Source organism: Streptococcus sanguinis (assembly GCF_013343115.1).
In the GTDB taxonomy this organism is placed as follows: domain Bacteria; phylum Bacillota; class Bacilli; order Lactobacillales; family Streptococcaceae; genus Streptococcus; species Streptococcus sanguinis_H.
Map to the genome: position 1 here is coordinate 1,870,621 of NZ_CP054570.1, position 18,640 is coordinate 1,889,260.

The window sequence follows — 18,640 nt, forward strand, 5'->3', positions numbered from 1 at the left end:
TGATTTTGCTTTTTAGAGACTGTCATTGCTCAATTCCAACAAAACACTGACTGCCGTCAAGGCGTAAAGCGGAGCTGTTTCAGCCCGCAGGATACGTGGACCTAGACCAGCCGATACAGCGCCTGCTTGGTCAAAGGCTGCTATTTCATCTGGCGAGAGACCGCCCTCCGGTCCGAAGATAAAGAGCACTTTTGCGCCGGCTGCCAAGCCTGACAGAGCACTGACTAGAGCTGCAGTTTCTCCTGCTTTGGCCGATTCTTCATAGGCCACGATGATGCGGTCAAAATCTGCCAAGGTCGCCAGGAAGTCTGCTTTTTTATTAAAGAGCCGAATCTCAGGAATCAGATTTCGCTTACTCTGCTCCGCTGCTCCCTGAGCAATTTTCTCTAGCTTTTCACTCTTTTTAGCCAGCTTTTTGCCATCCCACTTGGCCACCGACCAGTCCGCTGGAAAAGCCCAGATAGCACTGGCTCCTAGCTCCGTTACCTTCTGAGTGATAAACTCTAATTTATCACCCTTGGGAAAGCCTGAAGCAATGGTTACTTGAACCGGCAGCTCGGTATTGTCTGCTAGCTCCTCCAAGATTTCCAAGCTCTGTTGACTGGGGTCCAAAACCCGAGCCAGTCGCTTCACGCCATCATCAAAGACTAGTGTAACTTGGTCGCCCTCTTTGAGGCGCATGACTGAAAACATATGTTTGGCCGTGTCCTTATCCGTGACCGCCAGAGGAGACTGAGGACTTCCTTTTATAAAATACTGCTGCATCTAACCACCTATCACGCCTGAAATGTCTTGCGTTTTCTTAAAGACACAGGCATTCCACTCGCCCTGAATCATATGAGTTTCTAGGAAAAATCCTGCTGCTTCTGCTGACTCGCGCACCATTTCCCACTTCTCAGAAATAATCCCACTCATAATCAGATAGCCCTCATCCTTGACCAAACGGTAGGCATCCTCTGTCAGATGGACGAGAATATCGGCCAAGATGTTGGCAACAATGACATCCGCCTCGATTTCTACGCCTCGAAGAAGATTACCCGGTGCCACATGGATGTTCTCCATACCTGGATTGAGCTCAATATTTTCCTGAGCCACGCGCACCGCCACCTCGTCTAAATCATAAGCGTAGATGTCCTTAGCGCCCAAGAGAGAGCTGGCAATGGAGAGAACGCCACTGCCTGTACCCACATCCAGCACCGTTTCTCCGCCTCGTAAGACCTGCTCCAAAGCAAAGAGGCTCATCTTGGTCGTTGGGTGAGTGCCCGTACCAAAGGCCATGCCAGGATCCAGCTTGATAATCTTCTCACCAGCTGTCGCCTCATACTCCGTCCATGACGGCACAATTGTCAAGTCATGGGTAATCCGAGCCGGCTCAAAGTATTTCTTCCAATTGTCCGCCCAGTCTTCCTCAGCCAGTTCCTGCCGAGTCAGCTGAATATCGCCCGTCTCCAATCCGAAGCCATCCAGCTCAGTCAGACGCTCATTGGCCTGGGCTGCAACAGCCTCTATATCCACAGAATCCGGATAGTAGCCGGTAATCCGAACCCGCTCGCTCTGCTCAACTTCTGGAAAAAGCTCACCATACTGGTCGACCTGCCCCAGATAATCTGCGCTGTCATCGATAGCCACGCCCTGACTGCCCAGCTCGATCAGAATATTCGAGGCTGCTTCCTCCGCCTCACGCTTCACTTCAATCGTTAATTCCTGCCAAGTGTCCATCATTAAAATACCAAGCCCGTAAAACACAGAGTCAAAATAGGAAATTCTCTGACAAGTCTTATGTCTAAGAGAACCTTATCTTTTTGCCACAGTGTTTAGGGCGGGTTCAGTTTAGAAATTTAACTGAACAATCCTTTCTTTGTTTATTTCATTGTCTTCGTCATGTAAACCATATCCATGCCCTCTTTTTCGGGCTCCGTATGGGTCTGATGATAGCCGTTTTTCTCATAAAAAGCCACCATGCCTTTATCCTGGAAAACCGTACACAAATCCCATTTCATAATGGTAGAGAATGTCTCCTCTATCAGGCCAAGCCCCTCAGAGCCATATCCTTTATTCTGGTGCTCTGGCAAAATCGCCACTGTCCCAATCCAGCCTGCTGTCTGTTCATCATTTGTATTCAAGCGGATAAAGCCCAGAATCTTCTCGCCGTCTTTGACAAAATAATAAAAACTATTGGGCCGCTCAACCAGCTTCCAGCGAATCCGCTCTCGCTCCTCCAGATAGGGGTCGTATTGATCCTGATATTTTTCATAAACAGCCTTAAAACTCGCTCGCTGAATGGCAATAATGGTCTCTAAATCCTCAGCTCCCGCCCGCTCAATATGAATCATGCTCGCACCTCCAAATAATCTCTTAACCTGTCCTGCAGCTGCGGAATAACCTTTTCATCTGCTAAAAACTGGCTCACATCCATCATCTGATAAGCCTGGCCCTCATCACCAAAGATGATGCTGGCAAATTCTTCCTGAGTGATGGTTCCCACCATAAAAATAGAGGTTTTTTCTGGATCAAGCATTCCTTGATATTCCTTAGCCCAGTCAATAGCCGCTTCTTCAAGCTTAAAACTAAGCTCTTCGAAAACTTCCCTTTGGACACATTCAAAAGGCGTTTCCTCGTCCTCGCGGCCACCGCCCGGTAACTCCCACATATTGAGCCAAGGAATGGTTGAAATATCGTCTCGCAAGATAGTCAGTAGCTTATCATCACAGAGCAAGGCAATCTTGCAGCCAGAAAACTCCATCTGTTTGTGCAGCAAATCTAGTCCTTCTTCATCTGTCATCAGCGCCTCCTAATACCTCGGATATGAATAAAATTCTGTCTCAGCCAAGTCAGCTCTGCCATTTTCAAAAGCCTCAGCATTCCAAGCCATCTCAAACTCTGCCGCCTCTGAATCTGCTAAAAAGTCCATGAGCGCATCAAGGCCAGACTCAGCTGTTTGGCTTAGGAAATCCACGAAATAAGCCAAAAACTCCCGTGACAGCCCTTTCTTCGGCTCATAGGGCAGGGCAGCCAGATAGTCCTCGGCCTCAAAACGAGACTTGACCGGATTATAGAAAAGCACGGCTTCCTCAAAGTAAATATCCTCAGCCGAGGCATTGCCCTCAGCATCAACCGTCTCAATCCCGCCTGGATTTTGCACCTCAAGAAGAAAGGCTACTTCCACCGCGTGATTCTTCTTGTCCCAGTTTATCTCATAGTCAAAAGGAAAGCTCTTCCCCATTTCCTCGTCCAATATCTCCAAAAAACCGTACTTAGCCATGATTTCCTCTTTTCATTGTGATAAAATATTACTATCTACAATAGTAACACAAAAAGCCAAGAAAAACACTTGCAGAAAGGAAATCTTATGCCAGAAAACCTAGCCCTGCGCATGCGGCCTACTGACATTGACCAGATCATCGGCCAGCAGCATCTGGTCGGACCTGGAAAAATCATCCGTCGCATGGTTGAAGCTAACCGCCTGTCCTCGATGATCCTCTACGGACCACCCGGCATCGGCAAGACCTCTATCGCCTCGGCTATTGCCGGCACAACTAAATACGCCTTTCGGACCTTTAACGCCACCGTAGATAGCAAGAAACGCCTGCAGGAAATCGCTGAAGAAGCGAAATTTTCCGGCGGACTGGTGCTCCTGCTGGACGAGATTCACCGCTTGGACAAGACCAAGCAAGACTTTCTACTGCCGCTATTAGAAAGCGGTCTGGTCATCATGATTGGAGCGACGACAGAAAATCCTTTCTTTTCTGTCACTCCTGCTATCAGAAGCCGCGTTCAGATATTTGAGCTTGAACCCCTAAGCAACGACGACATCCGGATGGCCATTCAGCTAGCCTTGAAGGATAAGGAAAGAGGATTTGATTTCCCAGTGGAGCTAGACGATGAAGCTCTAGACTTTATTGGCATCTCTACCAACGGAGACCTGCGCTCCGCCTATAATTCGCTGGATTTAGCCGTGCTCTCTACCCCAGAAGATGACAAGGGCATTCGCCACATCACGCTCGATGTCATGGAAAACAGCCTGCAAAAGAGCTATATCACCATGGATAAGGACGGGGACGGCCATTACGATGTCCTCTCTGCCCTGCAGAAGTCCATCCGTGGCTCCGATGTCAATGCTAGCCTCCACTACGCAGCTCGCCTCGTTGAGGCAGGAGACCTGCCTAGCCTAGCTCGACGCTTGACCGTTATCGCTTACGAGGATATTGGCTTGGCAAATCCAGACGCTCAAGTTCATACCGTTACAGCTCTGGAGGCAGCTCAGCGGATCGGTTTTCCTGAAGCTCGTATCCTTATCGCCAACATTGTTATTGACCTTGCACTTTCGCCCAAGTCCAACTCAGCCTATCTGGCCATGGACAAGGCCTTAGCTGACTTACGAAAGAATGGAAATCTTCCCATTCCCCGCCACTTACGCGACGGCCACTATGCAGGAAGCAAGGAATTGGGTAATGCTCAGGGCTATCTCTACCCTCACTCCTATCCTGGCAATTGGGTCAAGCAGGACTATCTGCCCGACAAGATTAAAGACGCCAATTATTTCACTCCCAATGAAAATGGCAAGTACGAGCGAGCCCTTGGATTGACCAAGGATAAGATTGATGACTTAAAAAAATGATGACATCGTTTGCAAAAAATCACATTTTTCTCTTGAATTTTTCAAAATTTATGGTATTATAATTATAGAAACGCTGTGGTGTACGACTTCACACTTAAGTGTTGACCGACTATTTTTTGTATTATTAGGGAAACAAAAGACTTCTAACAGCATGCAGGCCGTGTCACGCGGAAGCAGCTTCAGTTAGAGCGAGTTGCCCACCTGCTTAATTGCGCGGGTTCAATACAAATCGTGAAGGTCCGGCACCAATACAGCTTTTTCTATTGCCTCCTTAGCTCAGCTGGCAGAGCAGCGGACTCTTAATCCGTGGGTCGCAGGTTCGATCCCTGCAGGGGGCATCTACATACAACAGGAAAAAGCCTTGATTTACAAGGCTTTTTTGTTTGTCTATAACTGATTTGCCCCATCATTTGCCCCACATTTTTTTATGAGCAATCTTTCCAGACATCTCTAATTTGATTAAATTCCTCAAAAATTTTCTCTTCTAAAGTGTGTCCATATACTTCTACTAACATTGAAATATCTCTATGCCCTAGAATTTTTGCAATAACTCCAAGGTCAAATCCTTTGTGCCAGAGGTAGCTTCCATAGGTATGACGTGCTCCTTTTGTCGTGATAATTGGATAAATATCTAATTCATTTAAAAGAACACTCAAAGCTTTATTGACACTTGCAATGTCTGGTACCAAGTGAATATATCCATAATGCTGAAAAATCATTTTATACCTATTCTTGATTCCTAGCTCTTTATTAGCCTTCTCTTGTTCAATTTTTAGGACTTGTAATATCTTGATACATTCTTCGTCTATCGGTACCACCCGAATAGACGTTTTGTTTTTTGGAGGGACAAATTTATGAGTAAGGGTATTAAACCTCCTATATGTTTTTAGCAGTCCTCTGTCAAAGTCAACTTCATTCCAAGTTAACGCTATTAACTCTCCAAACCTCATACCTGTTTTTAATAGAAAATAGACGATATAAGGAACAATTGAATGTTGGTAATCAAATTTTCTCTTTACTGCTAAAAGTAAATCCAGATAGTCCTTTTCTGTATGTAAATATTTCTCTTCTGTCATCTGTTGTTCTTTGGATGAAAATAACTCGACATGTTGTGTAAAATCATCTATTAGAACTTTGTCGGCAATTGCCATTTGGATGCTCTGATGAATCCCAGTATTCAATCTACCAAGAAAATTTCTACCAACTGTTTGCCCATACTTATTCATTATTCTTTGGTATTCACTCGCACGAATTTGAGTGACTTTTTTATTTCCAAATAATCTTTCAATTGTGTTTTTACGGAGAAGATATTTTTTCTTTGTCTCTTCCGACCTACTACTCGGTAGAATTTTTAGTTCAAGCCATTCTTGATACAGATCTACAAGAGAAATATCTCTAGAAATTCTTTTTCCTAAACGAAGTTCTTGCAGAATCGGTTCAGCTTCTGACTCTGCAAGTTTTTTTGTTTTAAAACCGCTATTATGAGCAACAGTTTTTCCTTCGCTACGAATTTCATAGGTCCATAAATTACTATCTCCTCGCTTTCGATAACGAACACTTGCCATATTACGCCACCTCAGTTCCTAGAATCTCATTTACAACACTTTTTGGAACAACCATCAAACGTTTGCGATTATAAAATGTATAGCCTCGTGAGACAAGTAATTCTCTTGCCTGATGAATGATATCATTTGCTGTATGAGGGCGATAGCCCATTTCAATTAATTCTTTGTTACTAATTAAATTATTGTCCATAGTTATCCTCCTTATTTATTTTCTAAATTCAGAAACTCGCCTACAAGTAGTTGTAATTCTGCATTTAATTTAGGGAGATTCTGTATTAATACTTCTTTTAATTCTTCCGCAAATTGGTTCGTTTCTTCTCTCAATAGTTTGCGGACTCTTGTTTTTTTCTTTTTGATGCTGTCTGATTTTAAATTTGGAAAAGCCAATGATAACAGTTCAGGATTGTTGAGAAAGATAATTGTAAATGCTCTTTGCTCCACTCGAATATGTTCTAGCTTATAAAATCCGAAATTATCAAGTCGATTCATAACATCTTGGACCATCTCCTCACCAATCGCTTTGGTTCTAAGTTGGAATTCCAGTCTCCACCAAAACGGATTTACAGCCAAATCTAGCTTCTCATCGCGCTTGTGAGCAATGATTTCTTTATTCTTATCATATAACCTAACTTGTACATTACTACCGCTAGAACCCCAATATTTCGTCTCTAATTCACCCCCTCTACCATAGAAGACCTTATGGGTAACACCACCTTTAATATGTTGCAAATTAACGATTTCAGGCCTATTGAAAATGTCAAATGCCAAATCAAAACGAGACAAACGTACTGTCAATGAATTCAATCTAGCAAAGTACATTAATTGCCTCCATACTTTCATTCCATCAAATTCTTTTAAAGTATTAGGATTGAAATCAATTCGAATCAATTGTTCATTTCCATAAGTGGATAATTGAAAAAATATAATATTGATTGAATCATACTCATTAAAATCTTTAGCTAAAGTAAATACATCATCTCGTACGTTATCATGTATTTCAAATGAATCAACTCTTGTACTTATTGCCTGTTTCAGATTTTTAAAAATTTGTCTTAGGGAACCAATGTCTGTATCCCAGATAACCGTTAATCTATCAATACTGACATCTAACCGCTGTACTAATTCTCCTACATCACATCGTTCTTGAATACTTCTTAAATCTTGTATAGAAACCAACAAAATTGTCCCCCCTTCTTTTAGATTTTTTAGGTTTCAGAAACACCGTCAAATCAACGATTGCTCGTTCCGTCGTTCTTTGGGCGTTGCCCTAAGTGTCCCTTTTTGCTGGCTGTTAGAATAGCCAGCTTTTGCTTGGCTAGAAATTGTCTGGACGGCAGTCTGCAGGACTTCGCCTGACTTCCCGTCAGGCTCGTCCCTTGTCCTTGTCCACACAATTTCTAGCTCCAAGGCTTCGAATAGTCATAAGTCATAGTCTCATCCTCAACTTCCTCCTCACTCACTGTCCCTAAACTTATGAACTATTTTTTATCATTTATAACTTATTTCTAAGTTATAAATATATTTTATAAAAAATATTTGGGCAAGTCAACTAAAAACTTGATTTGTAAGTTTATAGGTGATAAAATAAGTTAAAAATAAAAATAGGAGTTTCCCATGACCTTTATTATTCAAAATTTTGGACCCAATTTGGCACGATTGCGCATAGAAAAAGGAGTAAGCCAAACTCAACTAGCTGAAGATTTAGGAATCGGTAAACAGTCCATCTCTGATTACGAAAAACAAAAAAGCTATCCTACCTTTGCAAATTTGGATAAGATAGCGGAATATTTTAATGCAACTCCAACCCAACTCTTTGGAACGAGTAAAGAGATTGAGTTAGAAAAGAGTGTTCTTGAATCTAATGAATACTCTGATAAAGTAAGTGAAATCTTAAAAGCTGTCAAATACATCGAGCATTTCCTACATACTGATGGACAGTACTTAGAGGATTTACTTTACCTAACAAGAGGCAACCAACTATACACAGAAGATGGAAAAGAGTTGTATATTGATCCAACTTCTCAGAAAAGAACACTTCATACCCAATATGAACCTGGTTTTATTGTAGCAAGAGATAAATCCCCACTAGAACTCTTAATTGAAAATAAGGAATTGTTTGATAAATAGAAAAAGCGAGGATAACCTCGCTTCAGATTGAAGTTAAAATCTTTAGAAGACACTTTTATAAGGACTTTGTCTTCAATCTGTGAAAAGGAGTGAAAACTCCTTTTCTTTTTGTAAGTCAGACTGAACTTCCAAATTATCCATTTAGTTTATTGACATTTCCTAAAAAAGGGTGTAGAATACTTTTAATAAAAAACTATACTATATAATAGGAGTGTATTGAAATGAAATTTTCTAATCGTTTACTGCTATTCCTTGCAGGAGTTGTTTTTGTCCTTTTAGGACTTTTCCTATTTACAAACCCAGTAGCTAATCTTGTTGCTTACAGCTGGTGGATTGCATTTAGTTTACTGGTTTCTTCTATAGCAGCTATTTTAGGCTATTTCTCTGCACCAAAAGAGCTTCGCTCACCTGTTTATCTTTTCCAAGGATTTGTTAGTCTTCTCTTAGCTCTTTACCTCGTTGCTTATGGCTTTTTGACCCTGCCGGTCGTCATTCCGACCATTGTAGGAATTTGGTTAATTGTAGAAGCCATTATTGCTTTCTTTAAAGGCAATCGTCTAGGATTGATTTTCCCTATTATTGGTAGCAATATCACGTGGGTAGCCTTGCTTGAATTTTTACTAGGTCTAGTGATTCTGTTCAATCCAGTGGCTACAGGTGTCTTTGTCGTTTATGTCATTGCCTTTGCATTTTTAGTTACTGGCTTCACCTACATTATTGAGGTCTTTCGTAAATAGTCTAGTTGCTATTTCTATCGCATTCAAAAAAGCTGGGAAATCATATTCTCAGCTTTTTCGTCTCTTTACCTAACAAGAGGCAACCAACTATACACAGAAGATGGAAAAGAGTTGTATATTGATCCAACTTCTCAGAAAAGAACACTTCATACCCAATATGAACCTGGTTTTATTGAAGCAAGAGATAAATCTCCACTAGAGCTCTTAATTGAAAATAAGGAGCTATTAGATTAAATAAAAAAAGCGAGGATATCCTCGCTTTTCTATTGTAAAATCTTATTCTTCATTATCAATCATCAAACACTCTGCCTGTGAGTTGGTACATGAGGTAAATGTGCTCCAAGGTTTTGACAATTCGCGTCACATGAAGTTATTTAAGCATATCCTTTTCTCTCATTACCATTTTCTGTTATAATAAATTGTACTTCTAGAATAGAAAGGACTTAAGATGACAACTCTTATTAAACATAAACGTGTAGAATTTTCAGAACTTTTTTATGACCTAGTTTTTGTTTTTGCAATTTCAAAAGTAACTACTTTAATTGAGCATCTTCATAACGGTATTTTGACTTGGAATTCTTTCCTTGATTTTTTCATGGCTGTCTTGGTTCTCACTGATTCATGGATGATTCAAACCATTTATACCAATCGCTATGGAAAGAACTCTTTATTTAACATGGTAATCATGTTTATCAAAATGGGACTTTTACTCTTTATAGCCAATATGATTGGACCTGATTGGCAACAATATTTTCATTATCTTTGTTGGGCTGTTGGTACATTAACCTTTACCTTATTTTTACAATATTTGGTTGAATTTTTTAGAAAATCAACCGATAATGTTGAACGGGAAAGTATCAAAGGTTTTCTATGGATAACAGGTCTAGGAAGTTTAGGAGTCTATCTAGCAGCTCTTCTTCCTATTTACGTTGGAGTCTCTGTCTTATTTGCTAGTATTCTGCTAACATTTATTATGCCAATTATCTTGCTTAGTAAAGATAAGCATTACCAGGTAAATCTCCCCCATTTAATCGAGCGCATCTCCCTTCTTGTCATTATTACGTTTGGAGAGATGATTATGGAGCTAGCTAACTTCTTTACAATCGAGAATTTCTCGATTTATTCGGTTCTTTATTTCATTATTATGCTTTCTCTGTTCTTGTTTTATTTTGGTCAATTCGACCATGCTATTGATGAAAAATCTAATCAAAAGGGACTATTTCTAATTTACAGTCACTATCCTATTTTCATTGGACTTATTATGATGACCGTTTCGATGAGTTTTCTTCTGAATCCTGAAGCTAATCTTCTCTTTGCAACCAGCTTCTCTTATATCGGATTTGGCCTCTTTCAAGCTGCTGTCCTAGTAAATGGGCCCTATAACAAACACTATCTTCGCTATTCGAAAAGTTACTACTGTGTCCAAGCGACACTCTATCTGGCTGCCTTGATTCTCTCTTTAATCTTTGCTTCTAATCCTATAATAGTAGTGAGTATAACAACCATTTTAGCTCTAGCTATAGCCATTCATTTTATTTATTTTTATGTGACACAGAATAAAAAATATTCCAAATCTAACTGGGGGTTCTTTTAATGAGTTTATAACATAAAAAAGCTTTGGGAACCAAGGCTTTATATGATATCAATCACCGACCACGAAAATGTTTAGCTTACAGAACTGCTAGTGAAGCTCTAGAGGATGAGTTCGAGTAAATGTTGCACTTATTCTTGCAATTTATCATTTACTTGATGCACGAACTCGATATTTTTTTCGTTAATTTGTTTTTGCCCCACTTTTGCCCCATTTTTAAATCCTGACATTGAAAATACCTAAAAGTATTTCCCTAAAATCAGCTATATTTCAACATTTTTGTTTATTTTCAATATGAAAAGTTCTTACAAATTCATGCAGGGGGCATAGAAATAGATAAGAAAAAGCCTTGATTTACAAGGCTTTTTTGATGTCAAATTACTTTTTGTACCGAATAATTATAAAAGTTTACTTGTATTTGTTTTATAAATTTGTCTTTCTAAAAAATCAAGGTTTAAGATCTTGACTAGATAAAAATTTTATAATTATTGTTCTTTACTTTTGCCAGTGTTCTAACAACTCATATAATTTTTTAAGTAGATGATTAATTTTAAAGCTATCAACTTTATCTAATGTCTTATTCTTAGATAAATTATTGATTTCACAAATCATTTTTTTAACATCCTCTATCTCATCTTGATGATATTCGTATGAGTTACTGACTCTTAAGTATTCTGAATTTATAAAGGTTGCTAAATTGAATGCTTTGTTATTATGAGCTACAATCTTTGTAGGAAGCAAATTATGAGATAAGATACTTTCGAATACTTTGATTTCTTCAGACGGAGTATTTTCAATTATATCTTTTTCTTTTTTATAATCTTCTTTAAAGATAGCATCAATCAGTTCTAAATTGTTATCTGAGTAGTGAGAAGCAAGTTTTTCTTCAATCGCTTCTTTTAAACTATTAATCATGCCAATAACTTAATCATTGAAGTTATTAGCATTTCTAGAATTTTAATCAAAGCTACCGTAAATATCTTATTTTGCAAGGCTTTTTGTTTATCTAATCTCGCTATTTTAGTTCTATTAGTATCCAAGATTTTCCACACCAAAAAATCCCCTTCCTTTAGGCACAAAAAGGAGGGGGCATTACATAACAAAAACTACGAGAGAAGACTGAAGTAAAATAAGTTTGACGAAAACTTGATAAAGATGATCACACACCGAGCATATTCCTAAGGATGTCTTATAAATTTTTTGGTTTAGGAATTAAGAAAGATTATATATCAAGTTTTGATATGCCTCACGCTTGCATATCCAAGCGGCTTTCCCCGTAGTTCTGAGCAACTAATTTGTTCTAGGAAACATCTTAGTTGCTTTTTATTTTAAAACAACTATATTACGGAACATCACAGTCTTGATTAACAAAAGGATACAATATAATGACTGATTGTGAAATGAAGCCAGCTAGCTTTTGATCTCAGTTTACGCTAGCAAAAATCTCTGCTCCACAAGGAACAGAGATGAAATTTATTTCTTCTTGGCACGGAAGGCAATGAAGCCTACCAAGCCTACTAGAGCTACTCCAGCAGCAATCATGATCCAGCTAGCATTCTCACCCGCTTTAGGGAGAACTTTCTTGGTTCCAACATTAGAGGCATTTCCTCCGCCACTACCATCGTCTGATTCGATGATCACAACAGTGCTTCCTGTACTGCTGCTTGAGCTAGAAGTCGTGCTACTGCTGCTTGAGCTACTTGAACTAGAGCTGCTCTTAGAGCTATTGTCCGAGCTAGGTTTCGGCGGTTGCGGAACTCCTGGAACTGGTGTATTGGTAATGTTCATACCATCAACAGTAGCTGTATAACCATAAACACGGTCTTCAGTAACTGAGTAGACAATATCTTTTCCATCTGCGCCGGTCGCTGGCAAGTCAGTAAACTCATACTTCCACTCGCCCTGCGCATTTGGACCGACTTCCTTAGAAGCAACTTCAACACCGTTAGCATAGAGACGAACCGTAATCTTGTCTGGACGTTTGCCATCTTTATCATTGTCGTCATTCCAAGTCTTGGTCCCTGAAGCGGTAATCAAGGCCTGACGGTTGGTAAAGTCTTTGTAAATAATACCAGAACCATAATTCTTGAGCTGAGCGGCATTGACCTGAATCTCTTCATCTGACAGTTGGTAGCCTGCTGGTGCCTTGGTTTCCTTAATCACATAATGCTCTTTAATCAAGTTGCTGAAAGAAGCAATCCCGTTAGCATCGCTAGTTGCTTTTTGAACAACAGTCACACCATCTTCATCGTACAATGTGAATTCAGCACCTGCCAAAGGTTTACCAGCTTCATCTTTCTTAGTCACCTGTACACCATAGATATCCCCATGTGCATAGCCGTTTGCACGTTGGTAGCGGACAGCAACCGAAGATTTTTGCTCTTCAATATTATCTGCTCGCAAGATAGCATCATTCGGGAAGACTGTTCCGTCAGCCGGAATTGTTGGGAAATTAACACGGTAGCGGACATAGAAGCCTTCATTAGCACCGATATGTCCCATGTTAATGGTAAAGGAGCGCTTGTCAGCCGCAAGATTAATCGTGTAGTTTCCTGTCACATCCTCGCGCTGCTGGCTTAGTCGGTAAGAGTTATCAGCTGGGTCAACAACCCATGAACCTTTAAGGATTTGGAAGCTGTTAAGATCTATTTCTCCGGTATTAAAGCCCAGAGTATCTGAAATAACAACATTATCCAGTTCTTGATTTTGTTGGTTGATATTCAGGCTGTAAGTAATGCTCTTGATATTATCCGCATTATTCCAGCCGTATTTTATGAAAGTATAAGGAGTTGCTTGGCCAGGAAGACCTTTGTAGTCAATTTTCCCATACTCAATGATCTTCTTGCCAACGATAAGTTTCAGAGGGATTGAGCCTTTATCTCGAACCACATTATGGTCAACACGAGCTAAAAGGTGAACTTTTCCTTCAATATGAGAGCGAGTCAGGACATAGTCTGTATAAGTCAGTGTAAGCTGCTTAGAGCTTGCATCAACCACAGCTGTCGCTACGAGATTACCGTCATCATCTTTGACTTCAAAATCAGCTCCCTCCAAGGCAAACTCAACAGGAAGGCCAATGGTAGTAGTATCTCCTGGCTGAACCTTGCCGTAATTGAAGGCAAAGTTTGCATCAATTTGAAATTTTTCCCAAGGGGAAAGGCTGTCAGTCAGTTCTTCACCCTTCTGATTGTAGACATTGATTGATGTGATAACATCATCTACCGTGTTAGCTCTGGCAGATTGACTGCTAGAAAACAGGCTAAAGAGGAGCACAAAGGCTACTGAGAAAAAGCGCGCAATAGTATGAGATATTTTTTTCATAAATAATCCCTCCTTTTTTCCTTTTTTCCTTTTTACTGAACATGTAAAAAACATTAAGATTTCTTTACATTTCCAATTTACTACATATATTAGACTAGCATACGATTGACCATAAGTCAACTATTTACCTTTACCAGTTCAGCTTTTGTCGACAATGTGTAAACCAGTTTATTTCTCCAAAAACCTTGTCATATAAGAATTGAAAACCGTTTCCTCCGTCATCTTCTTGTATTTCTTTGAAACAAAAATGTAATATTTGGATGCATAATAAATGAACAAATATGAATTATATGACCACAAATATTCATATAAATAAATTTGTTTTTAAAAACAAGCATAATTATTAAGGCTTGCTACATAACTAGTCACAATAAAAAAACTGAACAAATCTGCTCAGTTTTTTGTTTTGTAAATATAAGATAAAGATTATATCTAATTTATAGAAATATATAATCCCGTTATTTTCTACATCATACCGCCCATCATGCCTGGATCCATAGCTGGAGCTGGGCTAGCTGGTTCTGGTTGATTAGCTACTACTGCTTCGGTTGTCAAGATAAGACTGGCAACAGAAGCGGCATTTTGCAAGGCTGAACGAGTCACCTTAACTGGGTCAATGATTCCAGCCTCAATCATGTTAACCCATTCGCCAGTCGCAGCATTAAAGCCTGTACCAACTTCAGAGTTTTTCAGACGGTCAATGACGATTGAACCTTCAAAACCTGCATTCAGAGCGATTTGACGGACAGGCTCTTCCAAGGCGCGGAGAACAATGTTGCGACCAGTTGCTTCATCCCCTGCCAACTCAAGACCTGCAACAGCGTCCAGTACGTTGATATAGGCAGTACCCCCACCTGAGACGATTCCTTCTTCTACCGCTGCACGGGTTGCGTTAAGGGCATCTTCAATGCGGAGTTTCATTTCTTTGAGTTCTGTTTCGGTTGCAGCTCCGACCTTAATCACAGCTACACCACCGGACAATTTAGCCAGACGTTCTTGCAGTTTTTCACGGTCAAACTCAGAAGTGCTGCTTTCAATCTGTGACTTAATGACTGCCACACGGTTAGCAATGGCTTCTGGATTGCCAGAACCTTCCACAATCACAGTGCTGTCCTTATCAACAGTGACTTTGGAAGCTTGTCCAAGCGCTTCAATCGTAGCGTCCTTGAGCTCTAAACCAAGGTCATCTGTAATCACTGTACCGCCCGTCAAGATAGCGATATCTTCCAACATAGCCTTGCGACGATCACCAAAGCCTGGTGCCTTGACAGCTACAACATTAAAGGTTCCGCGAATCTTGTTAAGAACCAGCGTTGGCAGAGCTTCACCATCTACATCATCTGCGACAATCAAAAGCGGACGATTGGTCTTCAAGATATTTTCCAATAATGGCAGAATCTCTTGAATGTTAGAAATTTTCTTGTCAGTAATCAAGATGTAAGGATTGTCCAGTTCGGCTACCATTTTTTCATTGTCGGTTACCATATATTGAGACAAGTAGCCGCGGTCAAACTGCATCCCCTCAACTACATCCAGCTCAGTTTCCATTCCTTTGGACTCTTCAATGGTAATAACGCCATCATTGCCAACTTTTTCCATAGCTTCAGAGATGTACTCGCCGACTTTCTCGCTGCGAGAAGAAACGGCAGCAACCTGAGCAATAGCTTCCTTGTTGGAAACTGGTACTGAGTTAGATTTCAGGGCTTCAACAGCTGTCGCAACGGCTGCTTCAATCCCGCGGCGGATACCAATTGGATTAGCACCAGCTGTAACATTTTTAATCCCTTCACGGACAATAGCCTGCGTCAAAACAGTTGCTGTTGTTGTTCCGTCACCAGCGATATCGTTGGTTTTTGAAGCAACTTCTGACACTAGCTTAGCGCCCATATTTTCAAAATGGTCTTCCAGTTCGATTTCCTTGGCAATGGTTACACCGTCATTGGTGATAAGGGGTGAGCCAAAGGATTTTTCCAAAACGACATTGCGGCCTTTAGGACCCAAAGTCACCTTGACAGTATTTGCTAAGATGTCAACTCCACGAACCATACTGCTTCTTGCATCTGCTGAAAATTTAATATCTTTTGCCATTTTATTATTCCTCTCTTCTAATCTTACTCGACAACTGCTAGAATATTGGCTTCACTGACTAAGAGATAAGTTTCATCTCCGTCCTTGACTTCCACGCCTGCGTGATTTTCTACGAGAACCTTGTCCCCTTCCTTGACACTCAGGGCTACCAGCTCACCGTTCAAAGTACGAATACCTTGACCGACTGCTACAACTTCAGCTGTCTTAGTCGCTGCTTGGCCGTTGCCCGCAATGACAAATCCGCCAACTTTCTGCTCTTTTTCTTCTACTTTCAAGACCACACGGTCTCCTAATGGTTTTAACATAGTTTTCCTCCAAAGATTGAATTTTTAGCACTCTAAACTATCGAGTGCTAATCTATAGTTATTATTTTATCACTTGGTCAGAAATAGTCAAGAAAAAAATCGGCTAGATGAAAGAAAAATTTTATTTTTTTCTTCACTTGGTCCTAAACTCAAAAAAACAAGTCCGAGCTAAAATCCTCTCAGACTTGTCTTTAGGGGGAATGTCTATCTTGCAAGTTTTAGTTTTGCTTCAAAATCATCAATCACTTTTTGCAGATTTAGGCGTCCTCTATAGATACCATAGCCAAATACGAGCATGGATAAGATCCCTAGTAGAGCTAGGACGATTCCTGCAATCAGCGCTAGGAGATTGGTCTCATGAAAGAGATAAATCAGAACAAGACCGATGCTGGCAATGGCAAAGAAGAGACTGAACCAGCGTCCTAGATTTTCAATCATATGCTTCTGGTAGTGAATTTCTGTTTCATAGCCTCGAATCAATTCTTGTTCTGTCATGATTTTCTCCGTTCTTTCTTTTACTCTGCTCAAAAAAAATTGTATTAGACTAGCAGCAAATCGGACTTACTGCCAGCCTAAAATTAAGCGAGAATTAGTATTTCAGTTGAGGGTCAAAGATGCCAAGCGCTACACCAATCAAAGCAATGACAACCAAGAGGAGCATAACGAGGTTTGGTGATACTTTTTTCTTGGCCATCAGCCACCAGCAAAGAGTGATAAAGCCAGCTGTTAAGAGACCTGGATAAACACCGTCAATTTTTTCTTGCAGCTTCAGGAAGGCTTCGCCATCAGCATTTTTCAGCTCTAATGAAGTCGTTACAGATACCCAAGTTGCAGCAACTGCCCCGATAACCATACCACCAATGACACTGATTGCCTTACGAAGGGCCTGTCCTTTAGGTCCTACAAGGAATTCTACCGCCTTGTCCCCTAATTCATAGCCTTTGAAGTAGGCAAAGCGCATACCGCCATAGATGAGAACATTCCAAACAAGGATGTAGAAGAGAGCCCCGATAGGATTTCCACCTTTTGAGAGGCCAAGGGCAATCCCCAGCAGAACCGGAATCAAAGTTCCAACCACCAAAGAGTCACCGATACCTGCGATAGGGCCCATAAGACCGGCACGCATACCATTGATAGTTTCTCCATCAACAGCGTCACCATTGGCACGCGCTTCTTCCAAACCAGCTGTAATCCCCACTACCAAAGCTCCGAGCTGAGGTTCCGTGTTGAAGAAAGCCGTATAGGTCTGCATAGCTTCTTTCTGCTCTGCCTTGTCTTTGTAGAGTTCTTCCACGATTGGCAGCATAGAGGTCAAGTAGCCGAAAGTCTGCATGTGCTCTTGAGAGAAGCAAGTCAAATGACCATAGTACCAATGGTGGAATGATTTCGCTAAAGTCTTTTTAGTTATTTTCTTTCTTTCAGCCATCTTAGATATCCTCCTCATCGTCATCAAAGTCAGCCCCACCAGCTGGCGCGGTCACACGAGCTGATTTGATTACTTCCAATTCATAGTAAATTACTGCAAAAATCAATGAAACAACTGCACTGGCAACCAAATTAAGACCAAGTGACTTAGCCAAGGTGAAGCCCACAAAGAATGGGATAAAGTCAGCAGCCTTGGTAACGATTTGTTTCAAAAGAATGGCAATACCAACACATGGGAGAAGAGCTCCAACTGTAAAGAGTGATTTCATGATGAAGCCATCCATTGGCAGGTGGGTCTTCATCAGTTCAACCATATTCGGACCAAACTTCGTGATAATCATAGTTGGAAGGAAAGAGAAGACAAAGTGGGAAATCCAAGGATAGACCCAGTCAACAGCGTAAAGCTTTTTGAATTCGCCTTTTTCAACAGCTTTCCAGCCAATGTGCTGCCAAAGCAAGTTTGTAGTGGCTGTTCCATAGAAGAGAACTGTACCGATAGTACCAACTGCTGCTCCGATTGGTGCAGCTGCTGCAGCGATAGCAGATTCAGACGTGATTCCTTTAGAGTGAACAAACAAGATTGCGAGAGGAATCCCAATGTAAGAGATCGCCCGCACGTCAGCGGAAACTGTTCCACCTGGTGTTACCAGAGCGATATAGAGGACCTGAAGGGCTACCCCAACCATAATACCTGTTTTTAAATCTCCAAGAATCAACCCGCTAATCAAACCTCCGACCAGAGGACGTCCCAGAGTGTAGTTACCAATACTAGAACCACCCATACCAGGCATAGAAGCTAAACTAGCAAATAGACCCAGCAAAGCGGCTTGCAGCCAAGAAATTGTCATAATAGACTCTCCTTT

Annotated in this window: 20 protein-coding genes and 1 tRNA gene; 5 read left to right on the forward strand and 16 right to left on the reverse strand. The window is 40.8% G+C overall.

Translation table 11 applies throughout. From position 1 onward, the window contains the following. Positions 1-12: 12 nt before the first annotated feature. From FOC72_RS08900 to FOC72_RS08920, 5 genes are all read right to left on the reverse strand, one after another. Positions 13-765 carry a 16S rRNA (uracil(1498)-N(3))-methyltransferase gene (locus FOC72_RS08900; protein WP_002896706.1) on the reverse strand — a complete coding sequence of 251 codons (753 nt, stop codon included), beginning with the start codon at positions 763-765 and terminating at the stop codon, positions 13-15. After that, positions 766-1,719 (reverse strand): 50S ribosomal protein L11 methyltransferase, encoded by a 954-nt coding sequence (gene prmA / locus FOC72_RS08905; protein ID WP_032914348.1) that lies wholly within the window; start codon positions 1,717-1,719, stop codon positions 766-768. It abuts the gene before it with no gap. A 143-nt stretch (positions 1,720-1,862) separates the two neighbouring features. After that, entirely contained in the window at positions 1,863-2,333 is a 471-nt protein-coding gene (locus tag FOC72_RS08910) for a GNAT family N-acetyltransferase (RefSeq protein ID WP_002896708.1), read from the reverse strand. Beyond that, the gene (locus tag FOC72_RS08915; RefSeq protein ID WP_002896709.1) at positions 2,330-2,782 is read right to left on the reverse strand and encodes an NUDIX hydrolase; all 453 of its coding nucleotides are present in this window, start codon (positions 2,780-2,782) and stop codon (positions 2,330-2,332) included. Before FOC72_RS08915 ends, FOC72_RS08910 begins: the two co-directional genes overlap by 4 nt. Before the next feature lie 9 nt (positions 2,783-2,791). Further along, positions 2,792-3,262 carry a DUF3013 family protein gene (locus tag FOC72_RS08920; RefSeq protein WP_002896710.1) on the reverse strand — a complete coding sequence of 157 codons (471 nt, stop codon included), beginning with the start codon at positions 3,260-3,262 and terminating at the stop codon, positions 2,792-2,794. Positions 3,263-3,349: 87 nt separating this feature from the next. Between FOC72_RS08920 and FOC72_RS08925 the strand changes: the two genes are divergently transcribed. Both FOC72_RS08925 and FOC72_RS08930 read left to right on the forward strand, forming a co-directional pair. Beyond that, positions 3,350-4,618, forward strand: coding sequence for a replication-associated recombination protein A (locus tag FOC72_RS08925; RefSeq protein ID WP_002896711.1), 1,269 nt, complete (start codon positions 3,350-3,352; stop codon positions 4,616-4,618). Positions 4,619-4,883: 265 nt separating this feature from the next. Next, positions 4,884-4,956: transfer RNA gene (locus tag FOC72_RS08930), tRNA-Lys, on the forward strand. 87 nt (positions 4,957-5,043) lie between these two features. Here the strand turns inward: FOC72_RS08930 and FOC72_RS08935 are convergent. From FOC72_RS08935 to FOC72_RS08950, 4 genes are read right to left on the reverse strand one after another with little or no spacing between them, the layout of a single operon-like run. After that, positions 5,044-6,183 (reverse strand): site-specific integrase, encoded by a 1,140-nt coding sequence (locus FOC72_RS08935; RefSeq protein WP_002896712.1) that lies wholly within the window; start codon positions 6,181-6,183, stop codon positions 5,044-5,046. Position 6,184: 1 nt separating this feature from the next. After that, on the reverse strand, positions 6,185-6,373 hold the full coding sequence (locus FOC72_RS08940) for a DUF3173 domain-containing protein (RefSeq protein WP_000369785.1): 189 nt from the start codon (positions 6,371-6,373) through the stop codon (positions 6,185-6,187). Positions 6,374-6,384: 11 nt separating this feature from the next. Beyond that, positions 6,385-7,362, reverse strand: a complete 978-nt coding sequence (locus tag FOC72_RS08945; RefSeq protein ID WP_002896713.1) for a hypothetical protein — start codon at positions 7,360-7,362, stop codon at positions 6,385-6,387. A 45-nt stretch (positions 7,363-7,407) separates the two neighbouring features. Then, a complete protein-coding gene (locus FOC72_RS08950; protein ID WP_002916824.1) occupies positions 7,408-7,590 on the reverse strand; it encodes a hypothetical protein in 183 nt (60 codons plus the stop codon). Between the two features lie 207 nt (positions 7,591-7,797). On the opposite strand from FOC72_RS08950, the gene FOC72_RS08955 reads away from it, so the two are divergent. From FOC72_RS08955 to FOC72_RS08970, 3 genes are all read left to right on the forward strand, one after another. Continuing rightward, positions 7,798-8,310 (forward strand): helix-turn-helix domain-containing protein, encoded by a 513-nt coding sequence (locus FOC72_RS08955; protein WP_002896716.1) that lies wholly within the window; start codon positions 7,798-7,800, stop codon positions 8,308-8,310. Positions 8,311-8,531: 221 nt separating this feature from the next. Next, on the forward strand, positions 8,532-9,047 hold the full coding sequence (locus FOC72_RS08960) for a DUF308 domain-containing protein (protein WP_002896717.1): 516 nt from the start codon (positions 8,532-8,534) through the stop codon (positions 9,045-9,047). A 448-nt stretch (positions 9,048-9,495) separates the two neighbouring features. After that, complete coding sequence (locus tag FOC72_RS08970; protein ID WP_002896720.1) at positions 9,496-10,641, forward strand: low temperature requirement protein A; 1,146 nt, start codon at positions 9,496-9,498, stop codon at positions 10,639-10,641. Between the two features lie 492 nt (positions 10,642-11,133). Here the strand turns inward: FOC72_RS08970 and FOC72_RS08975 are convergent, their stop codons facing one another. The 7 genes from FOC72_RS08975 to FOC72_RS09005 all read right to left on the reverse strand — a co-directional run bounded on the left by FOC72_RS08975 (position 11,134) and on the right by FOC72_RS09005 (position 18,625). Then, a complete protein-coding gene (locus tag FOC72_RS08975; protein WP_002896721.1) occupies positions 11,134-11,553 on the reverse strand; it encodes a hypothetical protein in 420 nt (139 codons plus the stop codon). Positions 11,554-12,111: 558 nt separating this feature from the next. Further along, entirely contained in the window at positions 12,112-13,959 is a 1,848-nt protein-coding gene (locus FOC72_RS08980; protein WP_032914275.1) for a Cna B-type domain-containing protein, read from the reverse strand. A 465-nt stretch (positions 13,960-14,424) separates the two neighbouring features. Then, entirely contained in the window at positions 14,425-16,047 is a 1,623-nt protein-coding gene (groL, locus tag FOC72_RS08985; protein ID WP_002896724.1) for a chaperonin GroEL, read from the reverse strand. 23 nt (positions 16,048-16,070) lie between these two features. Then, positions 16,071-16,352, reverse strand: a complete 282-nt coding sequence (groES, locus tag FOC72_RS08990; protein ID WP_002896725.1) for a co-chaperone GroES — start codon at positions 16,350-16,352, stop codon at positions 16,071-16,073. A gap of 204 nt (positions 16,353-16,556) precedes the next feature. Beyond that, positions 16,557-16,847, reverse strand: a complete 291-nt coding sequence (locus tag FOC72_RS08995; protein WP_002896726.1) for a hypothetical protein — start codon at positions 16,845-16,847, stop codon at positions 16,557-16,559. Positions 16,848-16,941: 94 nt separating this feature from the next. Then, a complete protein-coding gene (locus FOC72_RS09000; RefSeq protein ID WP_002896727.1) occupies positions 16,942-17,796 on the reverse strand; it encodes a PTS system mannose/fructose/sorbose family transporter subunit IID in 855 nt (284 codons plus the stop codon). Beyond that, complete coding sequence (locus FOC72_RS09005; protein WP_002896728.1) at positions 17,780-18,625, reverse strand: PTS mannose/fructose/sorbose/N-acetylgalactosamine transporter subunit IIC; 846 nt, start codon at positions 18,623-18,625, stop codon at positions 17,780-17,782. Before FOC72_RS09005 ends, FOC72_RS09000 begins: the two co-directional genes overlap by 17 nt. Positions 18,626-18,640: the final 15 nt, after the last annotated feature.